This window comes from Nocardiopsis sp. YSL2, from assembly GCF_030555055.1.
Classification (GTDB): domain Bacteria; phylum Actinomycetota; class Actinomycetes; order Streptosporangiales; family Streptosporangiaceae; genus Nocardiopsis.
Window position 1 is genome coordinate 6,203,553 of record NZ_JAMOAO010000001.1, and the last position, 26,993, is coordinate 6,230,545.

The window sequence follows — 26,993 nt, forward strand, 5'->3', positions numbered from 1 at the left end:
GATGCAGCCGCGCACCCCGCACTGGTTCAAATCCAGCTACAGCGGGACATCGTCTGACTGCGTAGAGGCCGCCCATATCCCCACGGAACCGTGGCACACCGCCAGCTACAGCGCCGAGCGCGGCGCATGCGTGGAGGTCGCCGAGGGGCCGATCACTGGAGTCCGGGACACCAAACATCGCGACCTGGGCGCACTCTTCTTCCATGGGAACGAGTGGCAGGCGTTCCTGAACGTCGCCAAGGGTGACCTGCACTAAAGCAGCAAGTACAGAGTTCGGCCCCGTCCGCTGAATATCAACGAACGGGGCCGAGTGATTCCAATTTCAAGTGGGGACGTGGCGAGGACCGTGGCCGGGCGGCGGGGTGAGCGTGGACGTGAAGTTCTCGCCGTCAATCGGCGGGGTGTCTGACGAGACACCTGCCTCCGCCATCCGGTCGTAGATCTCCAGGATGAGGTCCTTGGTGCGGTAGGCGCCGAACTTGGCCTCGTCCTTCCGCTTCACGATCGGGAACGTCTCCATGATGTAGTCCACGTCATCACGGTTGATCCCGTACAGGTGGAAGAACAACGCATCCAACTCGGCTCGCATGACCGCCCGACGCTCCCCATCCCATCGGAAGGGCGCACCTTCATCTTCCAAATCCTGCGCGAACGGCCTCAAATCGTATGCGGTGTACACCAACTCAAGAACCCGGCCAGCAACCCAGTCCCGCAAGCCCACAGCAAAAACCCCAGGCCGAGGAACTGGAAGCTGATAAATATAGCCGTAAGTAAGATGAGTGCCAGCCATCTTTTGGCGAACGACATAGTCAAAAACAAGGGAGGAAAAACAAGCCTGCAAATATACACCTCGGCCAGATGACGCTGGAAGAAGAATCGGACTGGTATGACCTGAAGCATATCGCGGAAAGAAAGACCCAATCATAGTTCGCTCATCTGTTGACCTGGCGATATCCCTCCATCCCAGCAGCCAGCCGCGATCCCACTCTTTCTCTGCCAGCCTGGACTGGACTCCCGGATAGTAGGTCGGGTTCCCCTTGGAATCCTTCTTTCCGGTCGGGACATCGAACTCGGGAACCCAGTATCTGGGCATCGCGACGTAGGAAGGGTCGTCGTGCTGCTCAGGAGTCACCCGGGGGAGGGTGCCCATGTTGGCCTGCTGCTCGGTCTGGCCCTCGTAGGTCCCCAGACGGTGATCGTAGTGGTGCAGCATCTTCGCTTCCTGCAACGGCAGCATGCGCTTACCCTCGCGGAGGAAGACGTTTCCTTTCAATTCCCACCCCTCCGCTTTCAACTCTTCCGCTGACTTGAAGAGATGGGAGTCGTTGGCCATGTCGAACATCCGCATAAAGGAAAGCCCCCACGGGTTCCCCTCGGGGTCTCCCTCTCTGATGAGCACCGGAACCCTCCGGTAGACACTCAGTGTGATCTCGGCGTCCCTTCGGGAACGGAACACCGGCAGGGTCCCGGTGTTCGGGTTGACCAGCATGATCTCCTCGGGCGGCATCGCGAAGCGCCGCGCGGGAAGATCCTCCATGTAGCGGGTACTGAAAGCGAACTCGGCCGCGTCCACCCGCGTTCCCGGCCCCGTGGCGACCAAGAGGCAGAAGCGAACGCTGTGGTGAACGGCCCGGCTGAGCAGGAAGGCCTCGTTCTCGAAATCCAGAAACGAAGCGAGCCGACCCGACCGCACCAAGGACGAGAAGAAGGGCGCTGTAGTGGCGTCGGTGGCGATCCCGGTGGGCAGAACCAGCCCGAAGAATCCCTGTCGTTCGTTGAGCAGCGTCGCCGTCTCGGCGAAGAGGGCGTACGTATTGATGTCCCCTCTACCAGCCAACGGGAACTTTCCGCTGACGCGCAGGAAGTGGCTCTCTCCCTCGGCCAACCGCTTGGCCGCCGCAAACTGCCAGTACAGCGCGGCCTTTTCCTCGTCGTCCCTCAGTTCCTCGATGAGCTTCTTTCGGACCGAGGCGTTCTTGGCCTTGGCGATCTCCTCGTCACGTTGGGCGAAGTACTCCTGTTCCTGAAGCTTGATCCGCTCCCACGGCGGATTCCCCAGCACACAGGAGAAACCACCGGACCAACCGTTGGCAACCTCCGTGTCCCCCTTACCCGAAGCGGCGAACACGTCCGGGAACTCCAGGTGCCAGTGGAAGAACCGGTGCTGATCGCGCAACCTCTCGATCTCCTCGACCGTGGTGTAGGGAGCACCGTTTCCCTGCTCGGCGTTGGACAGATTCCGGAAGACCTCCTGGGTCACCGCACGTGGCGCGTCATGTGTCTTCCTCCACACGAATGCCGCGCACCAGGCGTCCGCCACTCGCTTGTCCCGCACGTAATCCTCGGAAGAGGCCCATTCTCGGTAGGCGTCCTCCTGATGACGAACCTGCTCCAGCGAGTCCGCTCTGACACCGGTGATCTGGCGCAGCTTTCGGCCGAAGGCGGTGTTGTCGACCTTCACCGCGTCATCGGCGATGTCGAACAACCCGATCTGGCCGCCGCGCTCCTCCTTGTTGGTCCTGGCCAGGAAACGCGCGTACTTCTTGTCGTCGCCCTCGATCGGCTTGAACGCCTCGTCCGGAATACCACCCTTGAGCAGCTTCGGCGTCGCGCCGATGAGCGCGTTGCCGTGCTTGACGTGCGCGTCCAGGAAGTTGAGCGGCTTACCCGGTTCCAACGCCTCCAGCCACAACGACACCTTGGCCAGCTCCACCGCCATCGGGTTGAGGTCCACCCCGTAGATGCAGTGCGCCACAACCTCGTGCAGGGCATGGCGAACCGCGTCCACGGTCGGCTCGGGGTTTCCCTCGCGCACTGCCGCGACCTTCTTGGCGATGCGACGTGCGGCCGCCACCAGGAAGTGCCCGGACCCGCAGGCCGGGTCGCAGACGGTGAGCTTGAGCAACTCCGCGACGATCTTCTCGGACTCGTCCGCCTGCCCTGCGGCACCGGCCTCAATCGATCCCCGCTTGATGGCGTCGTCGATGACCGGGTCAAGTGAGGAGTCCAGCAACGTCTCGATCAGTGAGGAAGGCGTGTAGTACGAGCCCGTCGTCTTGCGGTCGTTGCCCGCGATCTCCACCAGTTCGAAGGTGCGCTCGGCTGCACTGTGCCGGGGCACCAACTCCAGCAGCGACTCGTAGACCGAACCGAGCTCCTCTGCGTCCAGGTTCCGGTAGTCCACCGAACGCCAGCGCTTGGACGCCGGGTCCCGCACCTGAGCCAGGTGCCGGACCGCGCTCAGCAGTGCCTCGTTGGACAGCTCCAGGTCCCGCAGCGGAGCGTCGACCTCGGTGTCGGTGAACAGACCGCCGAGACCCGGCAGAGCGAGTTCGGGGCGACCCTTCACATCTCCCAGCGCGTCCAGCACGATCTTCAGCGCCCGGTACTGGTCCCCGTGTGCGGTACCCCGCCTACGGCGAGCGTGGCGACGCAGCCGCTCCGAGGAGAAGTACTTCGCATAGCGCTCCTTGGCCTGCTCCGAAGCCTGCGGCGGGTGCAGGGCCTCGCGGTCCTCCGCGACGAACAGGAACAGCAGCCGGTAGACCATGCGCAGCAGAGCCGCGTGGAGATCCTTGGTATCCAGGTTCTCCCGCAAGCGACTGTTGGCCGGGTGCTTGAGGAAGCCCGTCCCCAGAATGGTGATGGCCTCCTGCACCCCCTTGCGTAGCTGGTCCAGAGCACGGGTCCCGGAGGTGATGGCTTCGGTGCGCCACTTCTCCAGCCAGCACGCGGCAGGCGGCTCATCCTCTTTGACCTCGAAGCGGGAGGCGTTCAGAAGCCGGTACAGCAGCACGAACTCGCTGAACAGCTCTCCGTCGAAGATCGCTTCCAGGTCGAATTCGATATACGACGCCGTCGCCAGCGCACTGGAGTCCCGCAACAGCCTCAACTGCCGCCCGTTGGTGACCACGGCCCACAGGTGCGCGGACGTGCGGTTGAGTGCCTCCTGCACCAGCGACTGGGGCGGAACCGTGCCCGCTCCCCCAGGGCGCTTGTCCAGCTCGGTCCCCCACGACGGAACGTGGATCGGCACGTGGTGCCAGCGGTGGCTGAGCGGGAAGACCTTCTCCGGGTCGTCGTCGGCGACGATCCGCCCCGAACCGACCTCGCCCAGCCGCCCGAAGCCGAGTTCGTCGAAGAGCGGCATGACCCACTGGCTCAGGGCCAGGCCGGTTGGGTCTCCGGCAGGGGTGCCGTCCTTCTCCGCGGGAAGCTGCTTGCGCAGGTCCTTCCAGACCGACTTGAGGAACTCCCAGTGCCGTTCGGCGTCGTCGCTCACCGAACGCGAGCCCACGACCCCGTAGTCGGCGGGCTTGGAGCCGGGCACGTCCTTGCCCTCGGCGATACGCACCAGCATGTCGGCGGGCAGCAGACCACCCACCGTGTGCACGGCGGTGAACACCTGGTTCTTGGCGATGGCGGACATCAGGCGTGACCTCCGGCGGGGGCGGCGGGGTTGGCGACGGGCAGGTAGACGTAGGCGCCGAGGATGTCGGCGTTCGGCTGGGCTTCGACCTTCAGGCCTCGGACGATCTCGCGGGACCGGCTGGTGTCGGCCTGGCGTACGCGGCGGTGCGACCGGTCGAGCTCCTCGGCGAGCCGGTTGCCGTAGGCGACCAGGTGTTCGTCGAGGTGGGGCAGGCCGTCGACGAGCTTGGCGATGCGGCGCTCGGCCGGCTGCACATCGACGTTGGCGTCCGGCTCGGCGTCGAGCAGTGCGACGGCCTCGGCGGGATCGAGCCATTCGGCGCGCTCGGGTGCGCCCCGGAAGGCGAGCATGCGGGCGTCCTCGGCGACGAGCTGCCGGGTTCCGTGCCGGGAGGGCAGCGTGAGGTGGAAGCGGTAGCGCACCAATAGCAGCGTGGTGGCCTTGCCCACGGCCGTGGTGCGCACCACCCCGCAGCGGCGGGCCGGGCGCGGGCCGTGGGTGTCCGGGTCCAAGGCGGCGTCGAGGACGTGGGAGGCCAGGGCGCCCACCACCGGATCGGTACGGACCAGGGCGGCCTCTCCCCGGGCGACGGCCGCGGTGTCCCTGAACGGGACCCGGACGCCGTCGTCGATCGCGGCGGGGCCGAGGACGGGGGCGAGCGCGTCGCGCAGCCCCGCCGGGGTCCCGGACACGTCGGCGGTGAAGCCGCCGTCGGCCGGGCGCAGGATCGCCTCCAGTTCGCGCAGGGAGCTCTCCGCGAAGGAGCGGATCTCCCCGGCGGCGCCCAGGGCCTCGCGGACGGCGGTGACCTCGCGGGCCACGTCCTGGGGGTGGATGGCGCGCTGGGCGTACTTGGAGCGGGAGAGCTTCTCGCGTTCGGCCGCCGACTTCCACTCGGCGTCCAGTTCGTCGGCCCTGACACTGACCTCGTCGGTGCCGAACAGGGCCTCCTGTTCGCCGGTGCGCGAGCGCATGAGCACCCAGTCCACGATGGCGTCGGTGACGCCCGCGGAGGACTCGTCGGGCACCGACACGGCGATGCCGAGGTCCTTGCGGATCTGGCGGTACTTGCGGATCAGCACCTCCAGCACCTTGCCGTCGATGCCGTTGTCCCCGCCGTAGAGGGTGACGACCTTGACCTCGTCGCGCCGCTGCCCGTAGCGGTCGACGCGGCCCTCGCGCTGGTCGTGGCGGGTGGGGTTCCACGCCAGGTCGTAGTGGACGACGGCGTCGAAGGAGTGCTGGAGGTTGACGCCCTCCGACAGGCAGTCGGTGGCGACCAGCACACGCCGGGTGGGCGGGACGGCGTCCTCACCATCCTTGGCGCGCCGGGCGGCCTCGGCCGCCGCCTCCTCGGCGAACTCCTCGATGCGCTGCACGCGCTGCTGCGGGGACAGGGTGCCGGTGACCGCCTTGACCGTGGTCTTCCAGCCGTCCTTACCGCCCTTGTTGAGGAGGTTGCGGGCCTTGCGCCCGTCGGGGAACTCCCCCGACAGGTACTCGGCCACGTACTCGGCGGTGTCGATGTAGTGGCAGAAGACGATGGGGTTGTAGCCCTCGGCGAGCAGCGCCTTGAGGTGCTTGACCAGTGCCTTGAGCTTGGTGTCCTGGTCCGGGCCTTCCAGTGCGCGGGCCCGCTCGGCCAGGAGTGTCAGCGGGTGCTCCTCGCGCTCCTCGTCGGCCTTGGCCCCGGGGACGGTGTCCAGGCCTTCGAGCCGGTCGGTGTCGACGGCGTCGCGGGCCAGCGGAGCACCCAGCTCGTCGGCCTCCCTCGCCGATCTGGCCAGGGCGGCGGCCGAACGGGTGGTGAGGGTCTTGGCCGCGGCGCGCGGGGAGGAGACCAGGGTGCGCAGCATGGCGATCGCCGACCACCAGGCGATGCGGTACTCGCGCCCTCCCGACGCGCCGGCCTGCTCGACGCGCTCGCCCGCGTAGGCGATGGCGTCGTCGAGCAGCTTCTTGTACTCGGGGGCGAGCGTGTACTTCTCGTCCTTGAACTGGCGGTCCGAGGGGAAGGCGGTCTTCTCCGCGAGGGAATCGTCCGCCAGGCCGTCCTGCTCACTCGTCAGGTACTGGCGAACGTCGGCGCGTTTGCGCTGCACGAAGTGGCGGGCGAGCAGTTCGCGGCCGGAGGCGGTGTCGAAGTCGGCGGTGGCCAGCGCGGGCTCGACCAGGCCGAGCAGGTTGCGGAAGGCCGACTCCTTGCCGCTGTGCGGGGTGGCGGTGACCAGCAGCAGGTGACGTCGGGGGTCCTTGACCACCTTCTGCAGCAGCTCGTAGCGCAACTGGCTCTGCTTGGAGGAGGCGGTCTCGTCGGCGGCCACACAGGTGTGCGCCTCATCGACGACCACCAGGTCCGGGCAGTGGCGGACGAAGTCGTCGCGGTGCCGGGTGGACTTGATGAAGTCGGTGGAGATGATGACGTGGCAGTGCTTGTCGAACAGGGACTGGCCCAGGTCCAGGCCGCGCTCCAGGCGGGAGACGGTGGAGGAGAGCACGAGTTCGGCGTCGATGTTGAACTTGGTGCGCAACTCCTCCTGCCACTGCTCGGCCAGGGCCGGGGAGCACAGGACCGCCAAGCCCTTGGCCTCGCCCTGGGCGAGGAGTTCGGAGGCGATGAGTCCGGCCTCGACGGTCTTGCCGATACCGACGTCGTCGCTGATGAGCATGCGCACGGTCTGCTGGCGCAGCGCCATGAGCAGGGGGACGAGCTGGTAGGCGCGCGGCTGGACGGCGATCCCGGCCAGGGAGCGGAAGGGGCCCGCGCCGGAGCGGAAGCCGATGCGCAGAGCCGAGCGCAGCAGCCCGGCGGCCTCGGCGTTGCCCAGGTCGGAAGGGTCGGGTGGGTCGAAGGTGGCCGCGGACACCTGCTCGAAGGCGGGGAAGAGGGCGGCCACGTCGTCGTCGCTGCCTCCCAGGGGGCGCAGCACGAGCATGTCGGCGGCGCTTTCGGGGAGCACCACCCATTCGCGGCCCCGGGCGGAGACCAGGGAACCGGGGGCGTACATGGTGGTCAAAGCGTCTCCAAGTTCATTGCGGGGGGCGGGTCAGCGGCGGCTTCCGGAGCCGAAGACGTACTCGTGGCGCTGCGTGATGAGGCGCCAGTCGGCGTCGTGGGGCACGCGGACGACCTCCCAGCCGTAGTCCTCCAGGCGTTCGGCGGCCTCGCCGTCGCGCTGGGCCACATACGGGTCCTGGTGTACGGGGCCGTCGACGAACACCGCCACCTGCGCTCCAGCGAGACGGTAGACGAAGTCGGGTCGTGCGGAGGCCTCCTCGACGAACACCTGTCCGGCGTCCGGCATGCGGTAGCCGTTCTCCTTGAGGAACTCGATGAACGCGCGTTCGAGGTCGGTGTCGGACTCGTCCTTCAGGACGCTCATCTGCTCGGTGCGGGAGACCCCCTGCCCGGTGGGGAGGGTCTCGGAGTCGGCCAGCCGCAGGAGCAGGTCGCGGATCATCCGGCGGTCGATGAGCTGGTGGTGCCGCTGGTTGCCGTAGGTGAGCAGGCAGTCGTAGCAGCCTCGGGCGCAGGCCTTGTCGACGTCGACGCCGTCCTCGTCCATGTGGCAGATGGCCAGGGCGGTCCGGGCCGCTTCGGCCAGGTAGCCGGGGTTGGCCTGGATCTGGCGGAGGACGCCGGCACCGCCCTCCGCTGCCTCGGTGAACAGCATCCGATCCCGGGGCCCCTCGTTCGGCGGCAGCAGCTCGCTGGTCAGCTCGGCGTCCTCCAGCTCGAAGGCGGTCTCGATGCCGCGCTCCAAGGCGTACATGAGCGTCAGCGCCTGCTCCTGGGGCAGCCCCGCGCCCAGATGCAGCGTGACGATGTTGCGGCGGTCCTCGACGTAGGGGATGACCAGCTTCTTGCGGCCGCGCTCCTCCCCGCCGTCCTCGATGAGGGGCAGGTCCGCCGAGTCGCCCACCGCTTTCTTGGCGTCCTGCTCGTTGAGCCACTTGCCGGTGGCCGGGTCGAGCCAGAAACCGTCGGGGGCGCTCTTGTCCTTGACGCGCAGCCGACCCAGGTTGGTGACGCGCACGGTCGCGGAGTCGCCGTAGTGGAGGGTGGCCAGCCGTCCGCGGGCGTCGGAGACCTCGGCGTCCTGTCGGCCTACGCGCTCGCCGTGGTCGGCGAACCGGTAGGAGGTCACCAGGCGGAACCCGGCACGGCGGCGCTCCTCCTCGTCCGAGGAGATCCGCTCGCGCTTGGTGGTGTAGACGGTGTGCATCTGCAGGAGGCCGTAGGAGGCGTGCAGCTTCTCACCGCACAGGTCGCACTTGTCCTTCTTCAACTCCTCGGCGTGGTGGTAACCGCAGTGATCGCACCGGAAGGCCTTGGAGGTCGTCAGCTCCCCGCTGGATTCCGGGGGAAGCTGGATACGCGTCACCTGGTACCGGGACCCCTCGTGGTAGATGAGGGCACCGGGGCCGAACTCGCGGACGGCCACGAAGCGCGGCCGCTGCAGGAAGTCGCCGTCCTCGGCGAAGCGGCGGCCGGTGACGGGAATGTAGGCGGCCAGTGGCAGGCGCGGGAACGAGTAGCCGGGCAGGAAGCCCTCACTGGCCAGGTAACGGTAGGGGTTGAAGTCGCTGAGCAGGGACTTGCTGTCCTGGCTGTTGTTCTCCAGCAGGTTGAGCTGGGTCTCGGCTTCGCGGCGGCGGCGCTGGGCCTGGGCCTTGTCGCGTTCGGTGAGGCTGGTGTCGCGGATGCGGCGGTGCTGCTCTTCGCGGTCGATCAGCGCGGCCGTGAACAGGTCCCGCCAGCGGTCGAAGGCGTTGTCGAACCGTTCGGGGGCGGTGCGGACCTTGCGCTCCAGCCAGGAGTCGTCCCACCACACCAGTCGCTTGAGGTCGGGGAAGACGTCCTTGAAGACCTCGCGGGCGGCGATGACCGTGCGCCGCTGGGCTTCGGTCTCGTGGATGGCGCGGCGGACCGTGTCGCGCAGGCGCAGCTCCGGTGCGGGGACGCGTTGGGCGGTGTCGTAGGAGGGGTCGATGACGTCGGGGATGGCACCGCCGAGCTTCAGAGCGGTCTCCGCGAGCCAGATCGCCTGCAGGTGGGCCAGGAAGAGGTCCTCGTTGGCCAGATCCAGGCGGGGCGCCTGCACCACACCGGAGACCATCTTGGCGGAGCGGCGGAAGTAGTACTGGTCGTGGCTGTTGCCCGTCGCGCAGTAGGTGGTGACCAGGGCCGGCTGACCGCTTCGGCCCGCGCGGCCGCTGCGCTGTGCGTAGTTGGCCGGAGTGGGCGGGACGTTGCGCATCATGACCGCGTTGAGGTCCTTGATGTCCACCCCCAGCTCCATGGTGGGCGAGCAGTACAGCAGCTTCAGCTCGGCGTCGCTGAACTGCTGTTCCCTCCGCTCGCGCTCGTCCGGCGTGACCTGGGCGGTGTGCTCTCGGGCGACCATTCCGGTGAACGCGCGGGCCGCGTCTCGGTACAGGTCCCGGAAGAACTCGTTGACGCGCGGCCCCTCTCCCGAGGCGTAGGTGCGGGTGAGCGGGTCGTGCACGCCGACCCTCCCGTCGCCCTTGCGCCACACCAGGCAGGCCGCCGAGACCCGGTAGCCGGTGACGGCGTCGTCGCGGCGCTGGAAGCGGGGGCCACGACGCGGGGGCGCGTCGACGACCTCGGTGAGCTGGCCGCCTTTGACCAGGACCTTGAACAGGTCGGCGATGATCTTCTGCAGGATCTGGGGCGTCTTCTCCTCCTTGTCCAGGTGGTCGAAGTAGCGGCGGCGCAGGAACCGGCCGAATTTGCCGCGTCCGGACAGGAACAGGGAGGAGCGACTCAGGCCGGGGCGGGAGGGGCCGGGGTAGGCGGTGCCGACCTTGGGCTTGTCGTTGTCCGACAGCACCCACGGGCCGTCCAGCCGTTCTTCGCTGGAACGGCGGAAGGAGTCGAAGTCGTCGCGGAAGTACTGGACGTCGATGGCCAGGCCCCGGCGCAGTTCGTCCAGGAGGACCCGCATGGCCTCGCGGCGCTGGGCGACGTCGAGGGTCCGCAGGAGGGGATCGGCTTTCTCCCACCGCTCCTCCCGCTCGGCGAGCCAGTCCAGGCCGGCGTAGTCGACGCCGAGCAGGCCGGTCTGTTCCAGGTTGGGCATGGTCACGCGCCAGCCGCGTTCCAGGTCCCGGTACAGGCGGAAGGCGATGACGTCGCGCAGTGCGCCCGCGGCCTGTTGGAGGAGGAAGGGCGCCTGGTCGGGGTTCTTGGCGTAGTCCTCCGGTCCCAGACCCATGACCTCGGTGACGCGCGCCGCCAGGTGCTCGTGGGTGAGGCCGTCGTCGGCGGCCTGCTCCAGCGCACGGTACAGGGCACTGCGCAACTGGGTGACCTGGACGAAGTCGTTGAAGTGGCCGGCCTGGAGGGAGGCGTCCTGGCGGTTGTCGACGAAGGTCAGCAGCTTGCGTGCCCGCTTGGGCAGCGCTTCGGCCGGGACCGAGGTCAGCGAGCGCACGATGGAGCCGGAGATCAGCGAGGTCGCCGAGGAGCGCCCTTCCTGGTCGAGGGTGGCGAGCTTGGCGAAGTCGCTTCCACGGGTCTGCTCATAGCTGACCCCGCAGTGCAGGCAGAACAGGAACGGGGCGGGGATGAACGCGGCCGCCAGGTTCCCCATGCCCTCCCGACCGCGCACGTCGACGGTGACCGAACGCGGTACGCGGCCCTGGAAGGAGGTCCGGATCCGGTCCTGGTCGTGTTCGTCGCCCTCCAGCCAGGAGTCGGGCAGCAGGCGCTGGTCGATCACCTCGTCGGTCGTTCCGGGCCAGGGGCGGTCCGGGGAGACGAACAGGTAGCCCTCGGTGGCGTCGTCGACGGTTTCGAGGGTGCCCCGCCTGGACTGGTAGACGACGGCCTGGTCGCTCTGCTTGCGCCACACCGACATGTACTCCTGGCCGCACTCACGGCAGAAGGCCAGCGGAAGGAGGATCTTCCCGTCCGATCCGGGTTCCTCGAGCTGGTAGTCGCGGGTCAGGTGGCGCGCCTCGGGGTGCTCCAGGGTGGCGTAGACCGTGTCGCCCTTGGAGAGGAACTGGTGGAGGCGGAAGGCGAACAGGGGGCGGCGGTTGATCGGGTTGACCGCCTGGGCACCGGCTTCCAGGGTGCGGCGGATCGCGGCGACGCACTGGTCGGCCGGGACGCCGGTGGACTTCGACAGTTCCTGGGCCGCGGCCTCCACGGTGGTGGGCCTGCGGCGCACGAGGCGACCGGACTCGTCGGTGTCCAGGCCGAACGTGCTCTCGATCCACCGGGCCAGGGGGTCACTGTAGAGCTCGTTGTAGGTGGCCGGAGCCTCCCGGCGGGAGAGCAGCTCGGGCGGCACCCGGTCGGGGGCCTCCTCGGTGGCGCGGATCAGTGTCTCGGTGATGACGTTGTCGGGACTGACCTCGTCGCCGAAGACCTTGGTGGCGACGTCGGCCACCACGCGCTTCTGGTCGTCGGCGGTGCCCTCGGAGGACATGGTGGCGGAGGTGCCCACGCACTGGGCATCCGGAGACTCACAGGCCTGGCGTACGCGGCGGATGAGCAGGGCGACGTCGGCGCCCTGGCGGCCGCGGTAGGTGTGCAGTTCGTCGAAGACGAGGAACTCCAGGCCGCGCGCCATCTTGACGAGGGTGTCGCGCTCGCCGGGGCGGGTGAGCATGAGCTCGAGCATGACGTAGTTGGTGAGCAGGATGTCCGGCGGGTCGTCCCGGATCTCCTTGCGCCGGTTCTCGCCCTCCTGGCCGGTGTAGCGGGCGAAGGTGACGGGCTCGCGCCCCTTTCCGTAGCCGTGGGTGAGGAACTTCTCCAGTTCCTTGACCTGGCTGTTGGCGAGGGCGTTCATCGGGTAGACGACGATGGCGCGTACCCGCTTGGCCGGTGAGCGGCCCTGCTGCTTCTCCTGCTCGCGTTCGCGCAGGACGCGGTCGACGATGGGGACGATGTAGCCCAGGGACTTTCCGGATCCGGTCCCGGTGGTCAGAACGTAGGACTTTCCGCTCTGGGCGGCTTCGACGGCCTCTCGCTGGTGGCGGTGCAGAGAGAGCGGACGGCCGTCGCAGACCGTGCTGTTCTCCCTCTTCTTGTCCTGGAAGATGCTCGCGCACTCTGCGTGCAGCAGCCCTGCGCCGACCAGTTCGGGGACAGTGCCGCCGGAGGCGAAGAACGGGTTGAGGGACAGCCACGGGTCCGGCCACTGGGACTTGGCGTCCATGTCGTTGCGCAGGAGTTCGACGACGCGTTCGTCGCGCAGGACCGTACCGCCCTCGGTGAAGGCGCGGTAGTCGCTGATGAGGGTGTCGTGGACGTGGAAGACGTCCATGACGTTGGAGGGTGCGGTCGGTTCGGCGGGGGCGGACATGCCGCCCGGCCGTGGACGGGGGGACATCGTCCCGGAGGCGGGGAGGGACATGGTGGGGTCGTAGTCGTCCCAGCCCTCGACGGAGACGTGCGCGCGGGCCAGGGGCAGGAGGGCGTCCCTCACCTCGGCGGCGTTCACGGGGCGGTGAGCAGGGTCCTTCTCCAGCAACTGCTCGATGAGGCGTACCAGGCCGGTGGGGAGGTCACGGCGCATGAGCGTGATCAGGGGGACGGGGTCGTTCAGGTGCTTGGGTCCGAGTTCGAGGTGGCCCGCGCCGCTGAAGGGAGGCGTGCCGGTGAGGAGCTCGTACAGGACGCAGCCCAGGGCGTACAGGTCCGCGGCGGCGGACACCTGGGAGCCCCGGAACTGTTCGGGGGCCATGTAGCGCGCCGTACCCACGGTGGAGTCGGTGGTCGTGAGCTGGGTGAGGTCGGGGTCGTCGATGATCCGGCCGATGCCGAAGTCCAGGACGCTGACACGGCCGCCGCGCGCGATCTTCACGTTGGCCGGCTTCAGGTCGCGGTGGACGATGGAGCTGGTGTGCGCCGCGTACAGGGCGTCGGCGATCTGGGCGCCGATGGCGGCCACCCACGCGACGGGCAGGTGGTGTTCCTCCGAGCTCAGGTCGCCCAGATCGACGCCGTCGACGAGCTCCATCGCCAGGTAGGGCAGGTAACCGCCATCGGAGGAGTCGACATTGCCGTCCACCAGCCGCGGGATGCCGGGGTGGTCGAGTCTGCGCATGATGTCGACCTCGCGCAGGAAGCGTCGGGTGTTCTTCTCCTTCGGGTCGACGTAGGCCCCCGACCGGGAACGCCGGATGAGCTTGACCGCGACCTCCCGGTCGAACGCGCCGTCCGGAGCCTGGCGGTCCTCAGCGCGGAAGACCTCGCCGAACCCGCCCGTGCCGATGGCCTCCAGGAGCCGGAACCGGCCCGCCAGCTCTTGCCGTTCCATGTCCGCCTTCTTCCCTCGCGCCCGGCTGCTACCGACGGTAGTCGTCCGGCCGACCATCATGGTCCCAGCTTCGAACACCCTGCGACCCATGTTCACACATGCTTGACCAGCAGCCACCATCAACTGTTAACGCCGCCAACATACACGGCTGGCAAGTCACGGGCAAGCGGAACCTCGATCCCCAACTTCTCAGACGCGCGCTTTGTCGATCCAGGGACCTTCGACCTCCCCTCACCCTGGGAGGCATCAGCCCACGTCACAACCCCGCCTGCGAATGCGCCACCCCCACTAGAATCACTGTTGACATCGCCAACGCGCGAGGATTGTCCCCATCGCCTCCTCCGTGTACGGTTCAGGCATGGACGTCCCCGCACAGCTCACCGATGACCAGCAGGTCAGCGCCGCCGACATCGCCCGCATCGCCGGGGTGACCCGTGCGGCCGTGTCGAACTGGCGGCGCCGCCATGCCGACTTCCCAGACCCCGTCGACCAGGGGGCGGCCAGCCCCCGCTTCTCCCTCGCCGAGGTCCAGACCTGGCTGGACCGCCAGGACAAGGGCGGACAGCAGAGCCCCGAGGTACGGCTCTGGCATGAGCTGCGCGGCGCCTACCCTGACTCGATACTGCGCGGTGTGGCCGACGCCGCCGAGCACCTGGCCGGGGCCTCACCAGAGCAACCACCGGGCGAGGTCGTCGAAGCGCTGCGAACCCTCTCCGAGACGGAATCCCCTCAAAGCATCGTCGCCGCTCTCGTCGAGCGGCTCTCAGGATCGCCGCAGCGCACCGACACCGATGTGACCACCACCCCCAGGATGGTGCGTGCGATCCAGTGCTTCTGCGATCCCAGTGCGGACTCGGTGTTCGACCCGGCCACCGGAACGGGCACGCTCCTGTTGGCGGTGGGCGCCCTCGATGCCCGCCGGACCGGACAGGACGTCCTGCCCGACGCGGCTCGGCTCGTGCGCGCGCGGGCCCGCCTCGCAAGTCGGGGGGAAACCGAGGTACGCGTGGGCGATTCGCTGCTCGATGACCAGTGGGAGGGGCACACCGCCGCACTGGTGATCTGCACGCCGCCCGCGGCCACCACGGAGTGGGGCCGCGAGCGCCTGCTCATGGACGGGCGCTGGGTGCTGGCGCTGCCGCCCAAGGCCGAGAGCGACCTGGCCTGGCTGCAGCACGCCTTCGCCCACACCGCCCCGGGAGGGCAGACCGTGGTGACGATGCCCACCGCCGCCGCGCACCGCAGAACCGGGCGCCGGATCAGAGCCGAGCTCGTGCGCCGCGGACTGTTGGAGGAGGTGGTCGCCCTACCGGCCGGAATGGCCGCCACACACGCTCTGCCCGTCCACCTGTGGATCCTACGGCGGCCGAACGGCAACAGTTCCGCGACCCATGTGCGGATGACCGACATGACCTCGGCCGACCCCGACGAACCCTTCTCCCCGGAGAAGTATCCGCGGGTGGAGGTTCCCCTGATCGACCTGCTCGACGACATGGTCGACCTCAGCCCCACACGCCACGCGGCCCCGGATCCCGACGACGTCATGGCCGTCTTCGAGGAGGCCGGCGACCGGCTGACCCGGACCCTGGCCGAACTCGGCGACGCACTTCCCGCCCTGTCCCCGGCGACCGGGCCCCTGCCCTCCACCCATGTGCGCGTGGCCGACCTCATCGACGGCGGACTGGCCAGCCTCTCCGGAGGCAGGATCGAGGCGGCCGACGACGGCCTCGACAGCGACTTCCTCAACGGCTTCCTGCGCAGTCCGGCCAACACGCGCCGATCCACCAGCTCGAGCGGAACGTTCCGGGTCGACGCCAGGGCCGCGACCGTGCCGAGGTTGGACCGGTCCACCCAGCGCGCCTACGGACGAGCGTTCAAATCCGTTGAGCAGGTGGAACGCCTGGCCGCCGAACTGTCGCGCGCGGCGGAGCAGATGTGCTCGGCGGCCCGTGAAGGACTGACCAGCGGGCACCTCGCACCGTCGGCCGACGGCGAGTCCGGTTTCGGAGACGGCGCCTGACTTCGTGCTGTGAAGGCCACAGGGCGGTGCACCCGACCACGCCCTCTGGTCCACACCGCATACACAGAGGGCCCTCCGCCCGGATTTTCGCGTGATATCCAACCTGGAAGAGTGTTGACGCCGCTTTCAGCATTCCTTACAGTGGGATCCACGTTACACGCTGTCCTCCCCCGTGGTTGGAGAGCGCCCCGCCCCCTGAGCACAGAAACCGGTACCGTGCCGCAACTCGCCCTCGACAAGGACTTCCTCACGGAGTTCGCCACCCTGGAAAAGCCGGTCCAAAAGCGCGTGAGCGAGGCCTTCAGCAAGTTCGAGCAGGCCACACACACCGGACTCCACCTGGAGAAGATCACCGGAGCCCGCGATGGCAGGTTCCGCACGATCCGCATCGACCAATTCTGGCGCGGAGTGGTCCTGGCTCCCGAAGGGGGAACGACCTTCACGCTCCTCAAAGTCCTGCCGCACGACAAGGCCTACGAGTGGGCCAAGACCCGCAAGGCCTCCGTGAACGCGGCCACCGGCGCCATCGAGTTGCGCAACGTCGCCGCACTCGACGCGAGCATGGCGCATCTGCGGATCATCGCCGACCGCACCCCCACCCGACTGTTCGAGCGTGTCGGCGATGCCGAACTGACCCGCCTGGGCGTCGACGAGCAGACGCTGTCCTTCGCCCGAACCCTGACCGAGCTGTTCCAGCTGGAGGCCGCCCAGGTGCTCCTGCCTCCGGTCCAGTGGAACGTGCTGTACGGCCTGGCCGCGGGGATGAGCCCGGACGAGGTCTGGCAGGAGCTCGGTGCGGACATCCTCAGGGAGGATGTCGACCCCGACGACCTCGACGCCGCGGTACGCCGCAGCACCGACCGGGTCCTGCTGGTCGAAGGTCCCGACGAACTGATGGCCGCCCTGGAGCACCCCTTCGACCTGTGGCGGATCTACCTGCACCCCGCCCAGCGGGCTGTTGTGGACGCCTCCTATCGGGGGCCCGCCAGGGTCAGTGGCGGCCCGGGGACCGGCAAGACCGTGGTGGCGATCCACCGGGCCTACCGGCTGGCCAGGGCAGGCGGCCGGGTCCTGCTGACCACATTCACGTCCACGCTCGCCAAGGCGCTGGAGGCACAGCTGCGGCTCCTCGCCGAAACCGATGACTCCGCGCATGCGCGCGACATCCTGCGCCGTGTGCGCGTGGAGCATGTCGACCGCTTCGCCCACCGGGTGTTCCGCGAGACTCACGGAACGCCTGACCTGCTGACGCCCAAGCGCGAGCGCCACGTGTGGGAGGAGGCCACCGCGGGTCTGGAGGCCGAACTGCCCCCCGGATTCCTGTCCCAGGAGTGGCGACAGGTCGTCCTCGCCCGCGGGGTCGACTCCGCCGACGCCTATCTGGCGGCGAAGCGCACCGGACGGGGCAGGGGTATGCGGCCGGGCCGCAAGGCGGTGGTGTGGCAGGCTCTCGATGCCTTCCGCACCTCGTTGCGCGAGCGTTCCCTGTGGACACATGAGACGATCGCCGACGAGGCGGCCCGCCTGCTGGCCGAACGCGGAGAACGCCCCTTCGACCACGTGGTGGTCGACGAAGCGCAGGACCTGCACCCCGGGCAGTGGCGCCTACTGCGCGCGGCCGCCACCGAGGGAACCGACGACCTGTTCATCGCGGGCGACACCCACCAGCGCATATACGGACCGCGGATGAGCCTGGCCGAGGTGGGCGTCAACGTCCGCGGACGCTCGTCGAAACTGCGTGTCAACTACCGCACCACTGCGCAGATCCTCGGGTGGAGCCTGGGGCTCATGCACGGCCAGAACGTCGACGACATGGACGGCGGACTGGATTCGGTGGCCGGCTGCCGCTCCGAGATGCAGGGCGACACCCCGCAACTGCTCGGGTTCTCCACCGCCGACGACGAGCTGGCCCACCTCGCCAACACCGTGCGGGAGTGGATCGAAACGGATGTGCTGCCCTCGGAGATCGGTGTGGCGGCCAGGTCCAATCGCATCGCGGACCAGGCTGTCTCCGCGCTCACCAGGGCGGGCATCCAGGCGCGGTCCCTCGCTGACCACCGTGAGGACGACGCGGTGGCGGTCGGCACGATGCACCGGATGAAGGGACTGGAGTTCCGGTGCATCGCCGTGGTGGGGGTCAGCGGTGATCGGCTCCCCGCGCCCGGCGCACTCACCCCTGAGGAAGAAGACCCCGCCGCCTACGCCGTCGACCTGCTGCGCGAGCGCAGCCTCTTGTTCGTCGCCTGTACCCGGGCGCGAGAGCGGCTCAGTGTGTCCTGGCATCAGGCACCCAGTCCGTTCATCGAAGGCCTTCTCCCCTCCTGACCTCACGTCCCGCATCTCCCGCAAGCTGCTCAGCCCCCGGCGGTCTCGGACGGGTTCGCTCACCTGTGGGAGCGCGGGCGGCTCGACCTGACGGTTGAGGCGTTGGTGCTGCGACCGGAGTTCGCGCCGCTGTTCGCGGACGAGGAGTTGGCCCGGGCACGCACCCGCCTGGAGCAGTTCGGGTACCGCTCCATGGGGGGTGACGGCCGGACGCGGCGGGGCGGGCCCCACAGCGGACCCGGCGCAGGCCGGACCACGGGCCGTCGGCCCTCAGCCGAAGACGGCGGGTTTGGTGGCCGCGACCTCCTCCGGCAGCCTGGCGTGGAAGGTGTGCTCGCCCGGTCCGACCACCAGCGGCTCATCGGCGCCGGGCAGGTGGACCTCGGCCTCCGTCCCCGGCGGGACGGTCACGGTGACGGTGACGTCCTCGCCCTGGCGCGTCCACCCCGCCTCGGCCGGGCCGTAGGGCGTGTGGTGGCTCGCGCGCGCCCACTCCAGTTCCCGGGTGGGCAGCGGCGCCACGCGCAGCCGCCGGTACCCGGGTGCGGCGGGCGCCAGACCGGCCACCCGGCGGTGCAGGAAGTCGGCGATCGCACCGAACGCGTAGTGGTTGAAGGAGGTCATCTCGCCCGGGTTGACGCTGCCGTCGGGCAGCATCGAGTTCCACCGCTCCCAGACGGTGGTCGCGCCCATCGCCACGGCGTAGAGCCAGGAGGGGCACTCGCACTGCAGGAGCAGCTTCCACGCTGTGGCGGCGTGACCCGTGTCCGCGAGCGCGTCGCAGACCAGCGGTGTACCGAGGAACCCCGTGCCGATGCGGAAGTCGTCGGCGGCCACCTGCTGCGCCAGCAGGTCGCCCGCGTGCCGGCGCTGCTCCGGCAGGAGAAGGTCGAAGACGATCGCCATGGCGTAGGCGGTCTGGGCGGGGAAGGCGGCGCGGCCGGTCGCGGTCACGTACTCGTCCCGGAACCGCTCGGTGGCCCGCTCGGCGAGTGCGCGGTAGTGCTCGGCCTGCTCGGCGAAGCGCGGACCGCGGTCGGACAGCACGTCGCCGGCCTTCGCCAGGATCCGCGCGGAGCGGGCCAGGTAGCCGGTGGCCACGAGCTGCCACGGCACGCGCGCGGCCCACGGCTGGTCGTCGGGAGCGGCCGAGTCCAGCCAGTCGCCGAAGGAGAACCCGCCGGAGGCGAAGTCCAGGTCGGCACCGGCGCGCGCGGCGAACGCGTCGACCCAGCCGGTCATCGAGTCCCACTGGGTGCGCAGGAGGTCGGCGTCCCCGTAGCGCTCGTACAGGGTCCACGGCACGATGGTGGCCGCGTCGCCCCATCCGGCCTCCGCGTCGAGCGGCGGCAGCATGTCGTCCAGCTCGGCGAAGGGGATGAACGGCGGCACCACACCGGACGCGGACTGGTCCTGGGCCAGGTCCGCGAGCCAGCCCTCCAGCAGCCCGGCCGTGTCGTACAGGAAGGCCGCGGTGGGCGCGAAGATCTGCAGGTCGCCGGTCCAGCCGAGCCGTTCGTCGCGCTGGGGGCAGTCGGTGGGCAGGTCCACGAAGTTGCCGCGCATTCCCCACACCACGTTCTCGTGCAGGCGGGTCAGGAGCGGGTCGGAGCACGCGAAGTCGCCGAGGCGGCGCATGTCCGTGTGGAGTACGACGGCCTCCAGGTCCTCGGGCCGCAGGTCGCCCGGCCACCCGTCGACTTCGACGTAGCGGAACCCGTGGAAGGTGAACTCGGGTTCCCAGACCTGCGGGTCGGCCTCGGAGGCCGACAGGACGAGTTCGTCGGCCTGGGTGGCCGCGCGCAGCGGCCGGGTGCCCAGCTCACCGTGTTCGAGCACCTCGGCGTGGCGGAAGGACAGGCGGGTCCCGGCCTCGGCCCGCGGTACGCGCACGCGCAGGCGGCCCACCAGGTTCTGGCCGAAGTCCACGAGTGTGGCGCCGGACGGCGCGGTGGTGATGTCGCGGGCCGCGACGGTCCGCGTCTCCCGTACGGCGGGGCCGGTGGGGGCCACGAGTGTGGCGGGGTCGAACTCCTGCTCCTGGACGGGCAGCCAGTCGAGCGCGTCGAGCGGCGCGATCCGGCGGGCGTCGAGGGTCTGCCCCTTCTGGATGTCGGCGCGGGTGACGGGGCCGGCCGCGCTGGTCCAGGAGTCGTCGGTTCCGGCGACGTACAGGGTCCCGTCGTCGTACTCCACCTCCAGCTGCACGAGCGCTCCGGTGTGCGCGCCGTAGATCTCACGGCGTCCGCCGAAGCCCACGAACCCGCGGTACCAGCCGTCGGCGAGGTGGACGAGCAGGGTGTTGGCGCCGCCGCGGACGGTGTCGGTGACGTCCCAGGTGCGGTAGCGCAGCCGGTGGTGGTAGGTGGTCCAGCCCGGGTGCAGTGCCTCGTCGCCGACGGGAGCGCCGTTGAGGTCGAGGGTCATCAGGCCGCGGGCGGTGGCGCGCAGCCGGGCCGAGCGGACGCGGCGGCCGGTGTCCAGTTCGACGACGCCGCGCAGGTAGGCCGCGGGCGCTCCGGCTGAGGGGTCCTCGACGCGGGTGAGCCGCGGTGCCGGGCCGACCATGCGGGCCGTCCACTCGGCGCGGGGGTCGCCGATCAGGCCCGTCTCCAGGGCGGTGGGCTCGCTCCAGTCGCCGACGCGGTCGTGCTCGTCCCAGACGCGGACCCGCACGGTGCGGCGGGCGCGGCTGGTCAGCGGGGGCGCGGGCCAGGGAACCAGGACGCAGTCGGCGGAGTCGACTCGGCCGGTCGTGAAGGTGGTGTCGCCGTCGTCCACGCGCAGCTCGTAGGCCTTCTGCGTGACGGGGGGTGTCCAGGACAGGCGCGGGCGGGCCTGTCCGATACCGAGGGGGGCGCGGTGGTGCTCGACGCGGACCGGGGGGACCACGGGGTCAGTGGGCGCTGGCATGGGAGGGGTCCTTCTCGTCGGGTTCGGCGGGACTCTCACCGGGGGCCCCGGCGAGGTCGCCGGACGCGCTGGGGGTGGTGCCGTCGGAGGTGTCGGCGGGAGCGTCCACGGGGGCGGGGAGCGCGTCGAGCCCGGTGGTCAGGAGCATGTTCAGGTGGCGGCGGACGCCTTCGGCCACGTCGATGTCGAAGCCGTTGATCCACAGCAGTTCGAGGCCCTCGACCATGGCGATGCAGCCCAGCGCCGCCTGTTCGGGGTCCACGCCGTCGCGCAGTTCGCCCTCGTCGCGCAGCGTCGTCAGTGTCTCGGTGAGCTTGCCGCTGATGAGGCGGAAGCGATCCCGGAAGTAGCGGTGGGCGGGGTGCTCGGGATCCGTGGCCTCGGCGGAGAGGATGCGGTAGAGCTGCACGATGCCGCGCTGTGCGGCCTGTTGGCGGGAGATCTCCAGCAGCCCGTACAGGAACCGGCGTCCCTCGCGCCCGGCGAGGATGCCCTGGGCGATCTCGTCCCGGCGTTCCATGACCGCGCTCAGCAGCGCCACCTTGCCCCCGGGGAAGTGGTGGAGGATCCCCGTCTGCGTCATGCCGACCACGCGCGCGATCTCGTTGACCGAGCCGGCCGTGTAGCCGGACCTGGCGAAGACCGTGACGGCGGCCTCGAGGATCTGCTCGCGCCGCGCGGCCGTCTTCTTGTAGTTGCCTCGTTGCCTTGCCATGGCGGAAGCGTAGCAAGAAAACCTCGAAAACATTGAAGGCTTTAAGTTTTCGTGTTAGCTTCCATGCAGTTCGAGATGCGACCCAGGTCACGCCCGGTCCGCGGGGGACGGCCCCGGCGAACCGAGTCCCCTCGAGCACCGCACCGCCACACCACCAGACTGTCCGCGCGCTGCCGGCGACTCCCGAGGCGACCGCGACAGCGGTACGAAAAGAGACACACCATGAAGTCCCGACCCCTGCACGCCCTGGCCGTGGCACTGGCCGCCGTCCTGCCCCTCACCGCCTGCTCGGGCGGATCCGACTCCGGAACGGAGCAGTCGGACGAGCTGGTCACCGGCATGCCCGTCGACCTGACCACCTGGGTCGCCGCCGACGCCGCCTGGGGCAACGAGGCGCTCTACCACCAGGCCGTGTACGACACGCTCCTGCGCACCGACGCCGAGGGCGGGGTCGAACCGGGACTGGCCACCGAGTGGACCTACGACGAGTCGATGACCCACCTGACACTCGAACTGCGCGACGGCGTCACCTTCAGCGACGGCACCGCGTTCGACGCCGAGGTCGCGGCGCAGAACATCCTGCGCTTCCGCGACGGTGCGAGCGAGAACGCCGCCAACCTGTCCGCGGTCACCGAGGCCGAGGCCGTCGACGAGGACACGCTCGAGCTGACCCTGGACGCCCCGGACCCCGCCCTGCTCACCTACCTGAGCCAGAACGCCGGCCTGCAGGCGTCACCGGAGACCTTCGAGGCCGAGGACGCCCAGGTCAAGCCGGTCGGCTCCGGCCCCTACGTCCTGGACGAGGAGGCCAGCGTCGTCGGCTCCCGCTACGTCTTCACCGCCCGTGAGGACTACTGGGACCCCGAGGCGCAGCTGTACGGGACGATCACCATGAACCACTACCCGGACGCCACCGCGCTGCTCAACGCGGTCAAGGGCGGCCAGGTGGACTTCGCCAACCTCAACAGCACCTCCCAGATCGCCGACGCCGAGCGGGCCAGGTACACCACCCACCTGGCCCCGGTGAACTGGAAGGGCATGATCCTGGCGGACCGCGAGGGCGAGGTGGAGGAACCCGTCGCCGACGTGCGCGTGCGCCAGGCCGTCAACCACGCGCTGGACCGCCAGGCACTGCTCGACGCCCTGGACAGCGGATACGGGGAGCCGAGCGCGCAGATCTTCGGCCCCGCATCGGACGCCTACGTCGAGGCCCTCGACGACGCCTACCCCTACGACCCCGAGCGGGCCAGGGAACTGCTCGACGAGGCCGGCTACCCGGACGGCGTCACCCTCGTCCAGCCGCAGACCTCCTACCGGCCCGCCTCGGAGTTCGAACTGGTCGCGGGCATGCTCGCCGAGTCCGGCATCACCATCGAGTCCGAGCAGGTCGGCTCCACGTTCATCGGCGACCTGCTCGGCGGCGAGTGGGCCACGTTCCAGTTCGCCCTGAACCAGGAGCCGCTGCCGTGGATGACCTACCAGCTGGCCATCGCCCCGGACTCGGCGTGGAACGTCCACGACGTCGAGGACTCCACGGTCCAGGAGCTCGCCGAGCGCATGCGCCTGGGCGGCGAGGACGGGGCGGCCGCCTCGCGTGAGCTGAACGAGTACCTCGTGGAGCAGGCGTGGTTCGCGCCGTTCTACCGCCTGCAGGGCGTGCTGGTCACCGACGACTCGACGGACGCCACGCACAAGACCGGCCACGCGACGCCGAACCTCTGGGACATCGTCCCGGCCTCCTGACCGACGCGCATGAGTGGGAACCGACCATGATCTCGTACTCCGTCAAACGGCTGCTGTCCGGTGTGGCGCTGCTCGCCGTGCTCAGCGTCATCACGTTCTTCGCCCTGCGGCTGGGAACACAGGGCGTCGCGCAGCAGATCGCCGGGCAGTCCGCGGGCCCCGAGGCCGTCGCGCTGATCGAGGACAGGCTCGGCCTCGACCGCCCGCTGGCGGAGCAGTTCCTCGCCTGGGCGACGGCGGCGCTCACCGGGGACCTGGGGCGCTCGTGGTTCACCGGCCAACTGGTGACCGAGGCCGTCCTCTCCCGTCTGGCGGTGACCGTGAGCCTGACCGTGGGCTCGGTGGCGCTGACCGGCGTGCTGGGGGTGTTCCTCGGAGCCCTGGCCGCCACCCGGCGCGGCTGGCCCGACCGGCTGGTGCAGATCCTGTCCGTGTTGGGCCAGGCCGTTCCGGGGTTCGTCCTCGCCGTGGGCCTGGTCCTGCTCTTCGCGGTCCGGCTCGGCTGGTTCCCGGCCACCGGGTACACCGACCCCTCCGCGTCCGTCGGCGGCTGGCTCCGGTCCATCACCCTGCCGGTGATCGCTCTGGCGCTCGGCTCCGTCGGCAGTGTGGCCCAACAGGTGCGCGGCTCCATGCTGGACGTGCTGCGGCGCGACCACGTCCGGACCCTGCGCAGCCGCGGCCTGCCGCGCAACCGCGTGGTGTACCGGTACGTGCTGCGCAACGCCTCCGGGCCCGCGCTGAGCATGCTCGGCCTGCAGTTCGTCATCATCCTCGGCGCCGCCGTCGTCGTGGAGCAGGTCTTCTCCATCCCCGGCCTGGGGCCGATCGCGCTGACCAGCACCTCGCAGGGCGACGTACCGCTCGTCATGGGGATCGTCATCGTCACGGGAGCGATCGTCGTGCTGGTGAACCTACTGGTCGACCTGACACAAGCCTTCCTCAACCCGAAAGTCCGCCTGTCATGAGCACGCCCACCTCCTCGCCCGGCCTGGTGGCCAGGCTGCTGCGGCATCCGCTGGGCTCCCCGTCCCTGGTGTTCGTGGGGCTGATGCTGATCGTGGCCCTCATCAGCCGCTGGCTCATGCCCCACGACCCCACCGCGACCTCGGCCGCCCTGGTCATGGCCCCCTCCTCGGCCGAGCACTGGCTCGGCGGCGACGCGGCCGGCCGCGACGTGCTGTCCCGGCTGGTCCTCGCCACCACCTACAGCCTCGCCGGCGGCCTGGTGGTCGCCGCGCTGGCGGCCCTGTTCGGCGTCACCGGCGGTCTGGCGGCCGGATACTTCGGCGGCTGGATCGACACGGCCGGCGCCTGGCTGACCGCCCTGGTGATGTCCGCGCCCGCCATGGTGATCCTGCTGGCCGCGCGGACGGCGTTCGGGCCGTCGCTGTGGCTGAGCATGGCGGTGTTCGGCGCCCTGCTCTCACCGATCTACTACCGGGTCGTCTACAACGCGGTCCGCTCCGTGTGCGGGGAGCTGTACGTGGACGCGGCCCGCACGAGCGGCCTGTCGACACCGCGGATCATCGTCCGCCACGTCCTGTTCGCGGTCCGCGCACCGGTCATCCTGCTCTCCTCGGGCGTCGTCGCCGCCGGTATCGGCATGATGGCGGCCCTGGACTTCCTGGGCCTGGGATCGCCGAGCACACCCACGTGGGGCCAGATGCTCTCCGAGGGCTTCTACACCATGGCGCGCAACCCCGTCCTGGTGCTGTGGCCGTCGCTGGCCCTGGGCCTGACCATGGTGGCGCTCGTCCTGCTGGGCAACGCGCTGCGCGACGAACTGGAGGGCACCTCCGCGCCGAGGGGCCACCGCGCTCCCGAGCCGTGGCGGCCGCCGTCGCGGGACAGACCCGACGTGATCGAGCACGACGGCGACGACGAGCGCCCCGTCCTGCTCGCCGTGCGCGACCTGGCCGTGGCCTACCCGGGTGGCGACGGCTGGACGACCGTGGTGCGCCACTCCGACCTGACGGTGCGCCGCGGCCAGGTCCACGGACTGGTCGGCGAGTCCGGTTCCGGAAAGTCGCAGACCGCCTTCGCGGTGCTCGGGCTGCTGGGCGAGGGCGGACGCACCGTCGCCGGGTCGATCGTGTTCGACGGCCAGGAGCTGACCGGCCTGGACGAGGCGCGGATGAACGGGCTGCGCGGCCGGCGCATCGCCTACGTCCCGCAGGAACCCATGTCCAACCTGGACCCGGCCTTCACGGTCGGTGCCCAGTTCACCGACCCGCTGCGCGTCGTCCTCGGCAAGTCCGCGCCGGAGGCGCGGCGCATCGCCCTCGACCTCCTGGCCCGGGTGGGCATCCCCGACCCGGAACGCGCCTACCGCTCCTACCCGCACCAGCTCTCCGGCGGCATGGCCCAGCGCGTACTGATCGCCGCGGCCATCGCCGCCGGACCGGACCTGTTGATCGCCGACGAGCCGACCACAGCCCTGGACGTCACCGTCCAGGCCGAGGTGCTCGACCTGCTGCGCGAACTGCGCGACGACCTGGACATGTCGATCCTGATGGTGACGCACAGCTTCGGCGTGGTCGCCGACCTCTGCGACCACGTGTCCGTGATGTCGGACGGCGCGGTGGTCGAGTCCGGACCGGTGCGCTCGGTCCTGGCCGCCCCCCGGCACCCGTACACGCGACAACTGCTCGCCGCGATCCCCCAGGGGAAGCCGCGGCCGCCACTGGAAGGGGCCCCTTCGTGAACGCGCAACAGCAGCATCCGCTCCTGGCCGTCGAGGACCTGGTGGTCGAGTACCCGACCCGCGGGTGGCGCAGCCGGCCCTTCCGCGCCGTCAAGGGCGTCGGCTTCGACATCCGCCCCGCCGAGACGGTCGGGCTCATCGGCGAGTCGGGTTCGGGAAAGTCGACGATCGGCCGGGCCCTGCTCGGTCTGGCCCCGGTCGCGGGCGGACGGATCCTCTTCGACGGCGAGGACATCAGCCGCCCCACGCACCGGCGGCGCCGCGAGCTGACCGGTCAGATCCAGGTGGTCTACCAGGACCCGTACTCGTCGCTGAACCCGGCGATGACGATCGGGGACATCCTCACCGAACCCATGACGGTGCGGCGCACCCCGCGCCGACAGGCGATGGAGCGCGTGCGGGAGCTGCTGGCGACCGTCGGCCTGCCCTCGGACGCGGTGGGCCGCCTGCCGCGCGAGTTCTCCGGCGGCCAGCGCCAGCGCGTCGCCATCGCCCGCGCCCTGGTGCTCGAACCACGGCTGATCGTGTGCGACGAGCCGGTGTCCGCGCTGGACCTGTCCACGCAGCAGCGGGTGCTGGACCTGCTCATCGACGTCCAGGAACGCACCGGTGTCGCCTACCTCTTCGTCTCCCACGACCTGACCGTGGTGCGCGAACTGGCCCACCGGGTCGCGGTGATGTACCGCGGGGAGATCGTCGAGCAGGGCGACGGCGAGACCGTCACGTCCCGGCCGAGCCACCCGTACACGCAGAGGCTGCTGCTCTCCTCCCCCGTCTGCGACCCCGCGGCCCAGGAACGGCGGCGTGCGGAGCGCCGACGGCTGACCGCTCCTTCCTAG

12 protein-coding genes are annotated in these 26,993 nt (G+C 69.8%); 7 read left to right on the top strand and 5 right to left on the bottom strand.

Going from position 1 to position 26,993, the window contains the following annotated elements; translation table 11 throughout:
* Window position 1: 1 nt before the first annotated feature.
* Window positions 2-256 (top strand): DUF397 domain-containing protein, encoded by a 255-nt coding sequence (locus M1P99_RS27295; RefSeq protein ID WP_304455458.1) that lies wholly within the window; start codon window positions 2-4, stop codon window positions 254-256.
* Window positions 257-322: 66 nt separating this feature from the next.
* On the opposite strand, the gene M1P99_RS27300 is transcribed toward M1P99_RS27295, so the two are convergent.
* Genes M1P99_RS27300 through M1P99_RS27310 form a run of 3 tightly spaced genes read right to left on the bottom strand, consistent with a single transcriptional unit; the run spans window position 323 to window position 13,731 of the window.
* Window positions 323-4,429 carry a DNA methyltransferase gene (locus M1P99_RS27300; protein WP_304455459.1) on the bottom strand — a complete coding sequence of 1,369 codons (4,107 nt, stop codon included), beginning with the start codon at window positions 4,427-4,429 and terminating at the stop codon, window positions 323-325.
* Complete coding sequence (locus tag M1P99_RS27305) at window positions 4,429-7,440, bottom strand: DEAD/DEAH box helicase (RefSeq protein ID WP_304455845.1); 3,012 nt, start codon at window positions 7,438-7,440, stop codon at window positions 4,429-4,431. The genes M1P99_RS27300 and M1P99_RS27305 overlap by 1 nt, the downstream gene beginning before the upstream one ends.
* Before the next feature lie 39 nt (window positions 7,441-7,479).
* Window positions 7,480-13,731, bottom strand: coding sequence for a protein kinase (locus tag M1P99_RS27310; protein ID WP_304455460.1), 6,252 nt, complete (start codon window positions 13,729-13,731; stop codon window positions 7,480-7,482).
* A gap of 358 nt (window positions 13,732-14,089) precedes the next feature.
* Between M1P99_RS27310 and M1P99_RS27315 the strand changes: the two genes are divergently transcribed.
* Together M1P99_RS27315 and M1P99_RS27320 are read left to right on the top strand one after the other, a co-directional pair.
* Window positions 14,090-15,751: an N-6 DNA methylase gene (locus M1P99_RS27315; RefSeq protein WP_304455461.1), complete on the top strand. Its 1,662-nt coding sequence runs from the start codon at window positions 14,090-14,092 to the stop codon at window positions 15,749-15,751.
* Between the two features lie 216 nt (window positions 15,752-15,967).
* On the top strand, window positions 15,968-18,076 hold the full coding sequence (locus M1P99_RS27320) for a UvrD-helicase domain-containing protein (RefSeq protein WP_304455462.1): 2,109 nt from the start codon (window positions 15,968-15,970) through the stop codon (window positions 18,074-18,076).
* 270 nt (window positions 18,077-18,346) lie between these two features.
* Here the strand turns inward: M1P99_RS27320 and M1P99_RS27325 are convergent, their stop codons facing one another.
* Both M1P99_RS27325 and M1P99_RS27330 read right to left on the bottom strand, forming a co-directional pair.
* Window positions 18,347-20,989 (bottom strand): family 78 glycoside hydrolase catalytic domain, encoded by a 2,643-nt coding sequence (locus M1P99_RS27325; RefSeq protein WP_304455463.1) that lies wholly within the window; start codon window positions 20,987-20,989, stop codon window positions 18,347-18,349.
* Window positions 20,973-21,704, bottom strand: coding sequence for a TetR/AcrR family transcriptional regulator (locus M1P99_RS27330; protein ID WP_304455464.1), 732 nt, complete (start codon window positions 21,702-21,704; stop codon window positions 20,973-20,975). The genes M1P99_RS27325 and M1P99_RS27330 overlap by 17 nt, the downstream gene beginning before the upstream one ends.
* 222 nt (window positions 21,705-21,926) lie before the next feature.
* Here M1P99_RS27330 and M1P99_RS27335 point away from each other — a divergent pair, with 222 nt between their 5' ends.
* The 4 genes from M1P99_RS27335 to M1P99_RS27350 are packed head-to-tail and all read left to right on the top strand — an operon-like array spanning window position 21,927 to window position 26,993.
* Window positions 21,927-23,447, top strand: coding sequence for an ABC transporter substrate-binding protein (locus M1P99_RS27335; protein ID WP_304455465.1), 1,521 nt, complete (start codon window positions 21,927-21,929; stop codon window positions 23,445-23,447).
* A gap of 26 nt (window positions 23,448-23,473) precedes the next feature.
* Window positions 23,474-24,415: an ABC transporter permease gene (locus tag M1P99_RS27340; RefSeq protein ID WP_304455466.1), complete on the top strand. Its 942-nt coding sequence runs from the start codon at window positions 23,474-23,476 to the stop codon at window positions 24,413-24,415.
* Window positions 24,412-26,154: a dipeptide/oligopeptide/nickel ABC transporter permease/ATP-binding protein gene (locus M1P99_RS27345; protein WP_304455467.1), complete on the top strand. Its 1,743-nt coding sequence runs from the start codon at window positions 24,412-24,414 to the stop codon at window positions 26,152-26,154. The genes M1P99_RS27340 and M1P99_RS27345 overlap by 4 nt, the downstream gene beginning before the upstream one ends.
* Window positions 26,151-26,993 (top strand): ATP-binding cassette domain-containing protein, encoded by an 843-nt coding sequence (locus M1P99_RS27350; RefSeq protein ID WP_304455468.1) that lies wholly within the window; start codon window positions 26,151-26,153, stop codon window positions 26,991-26,993. The genes M1P99_RS27345 and M1P99_RS27350 overlap by 4 nt, the downstream gene beginning before the upstream one ends.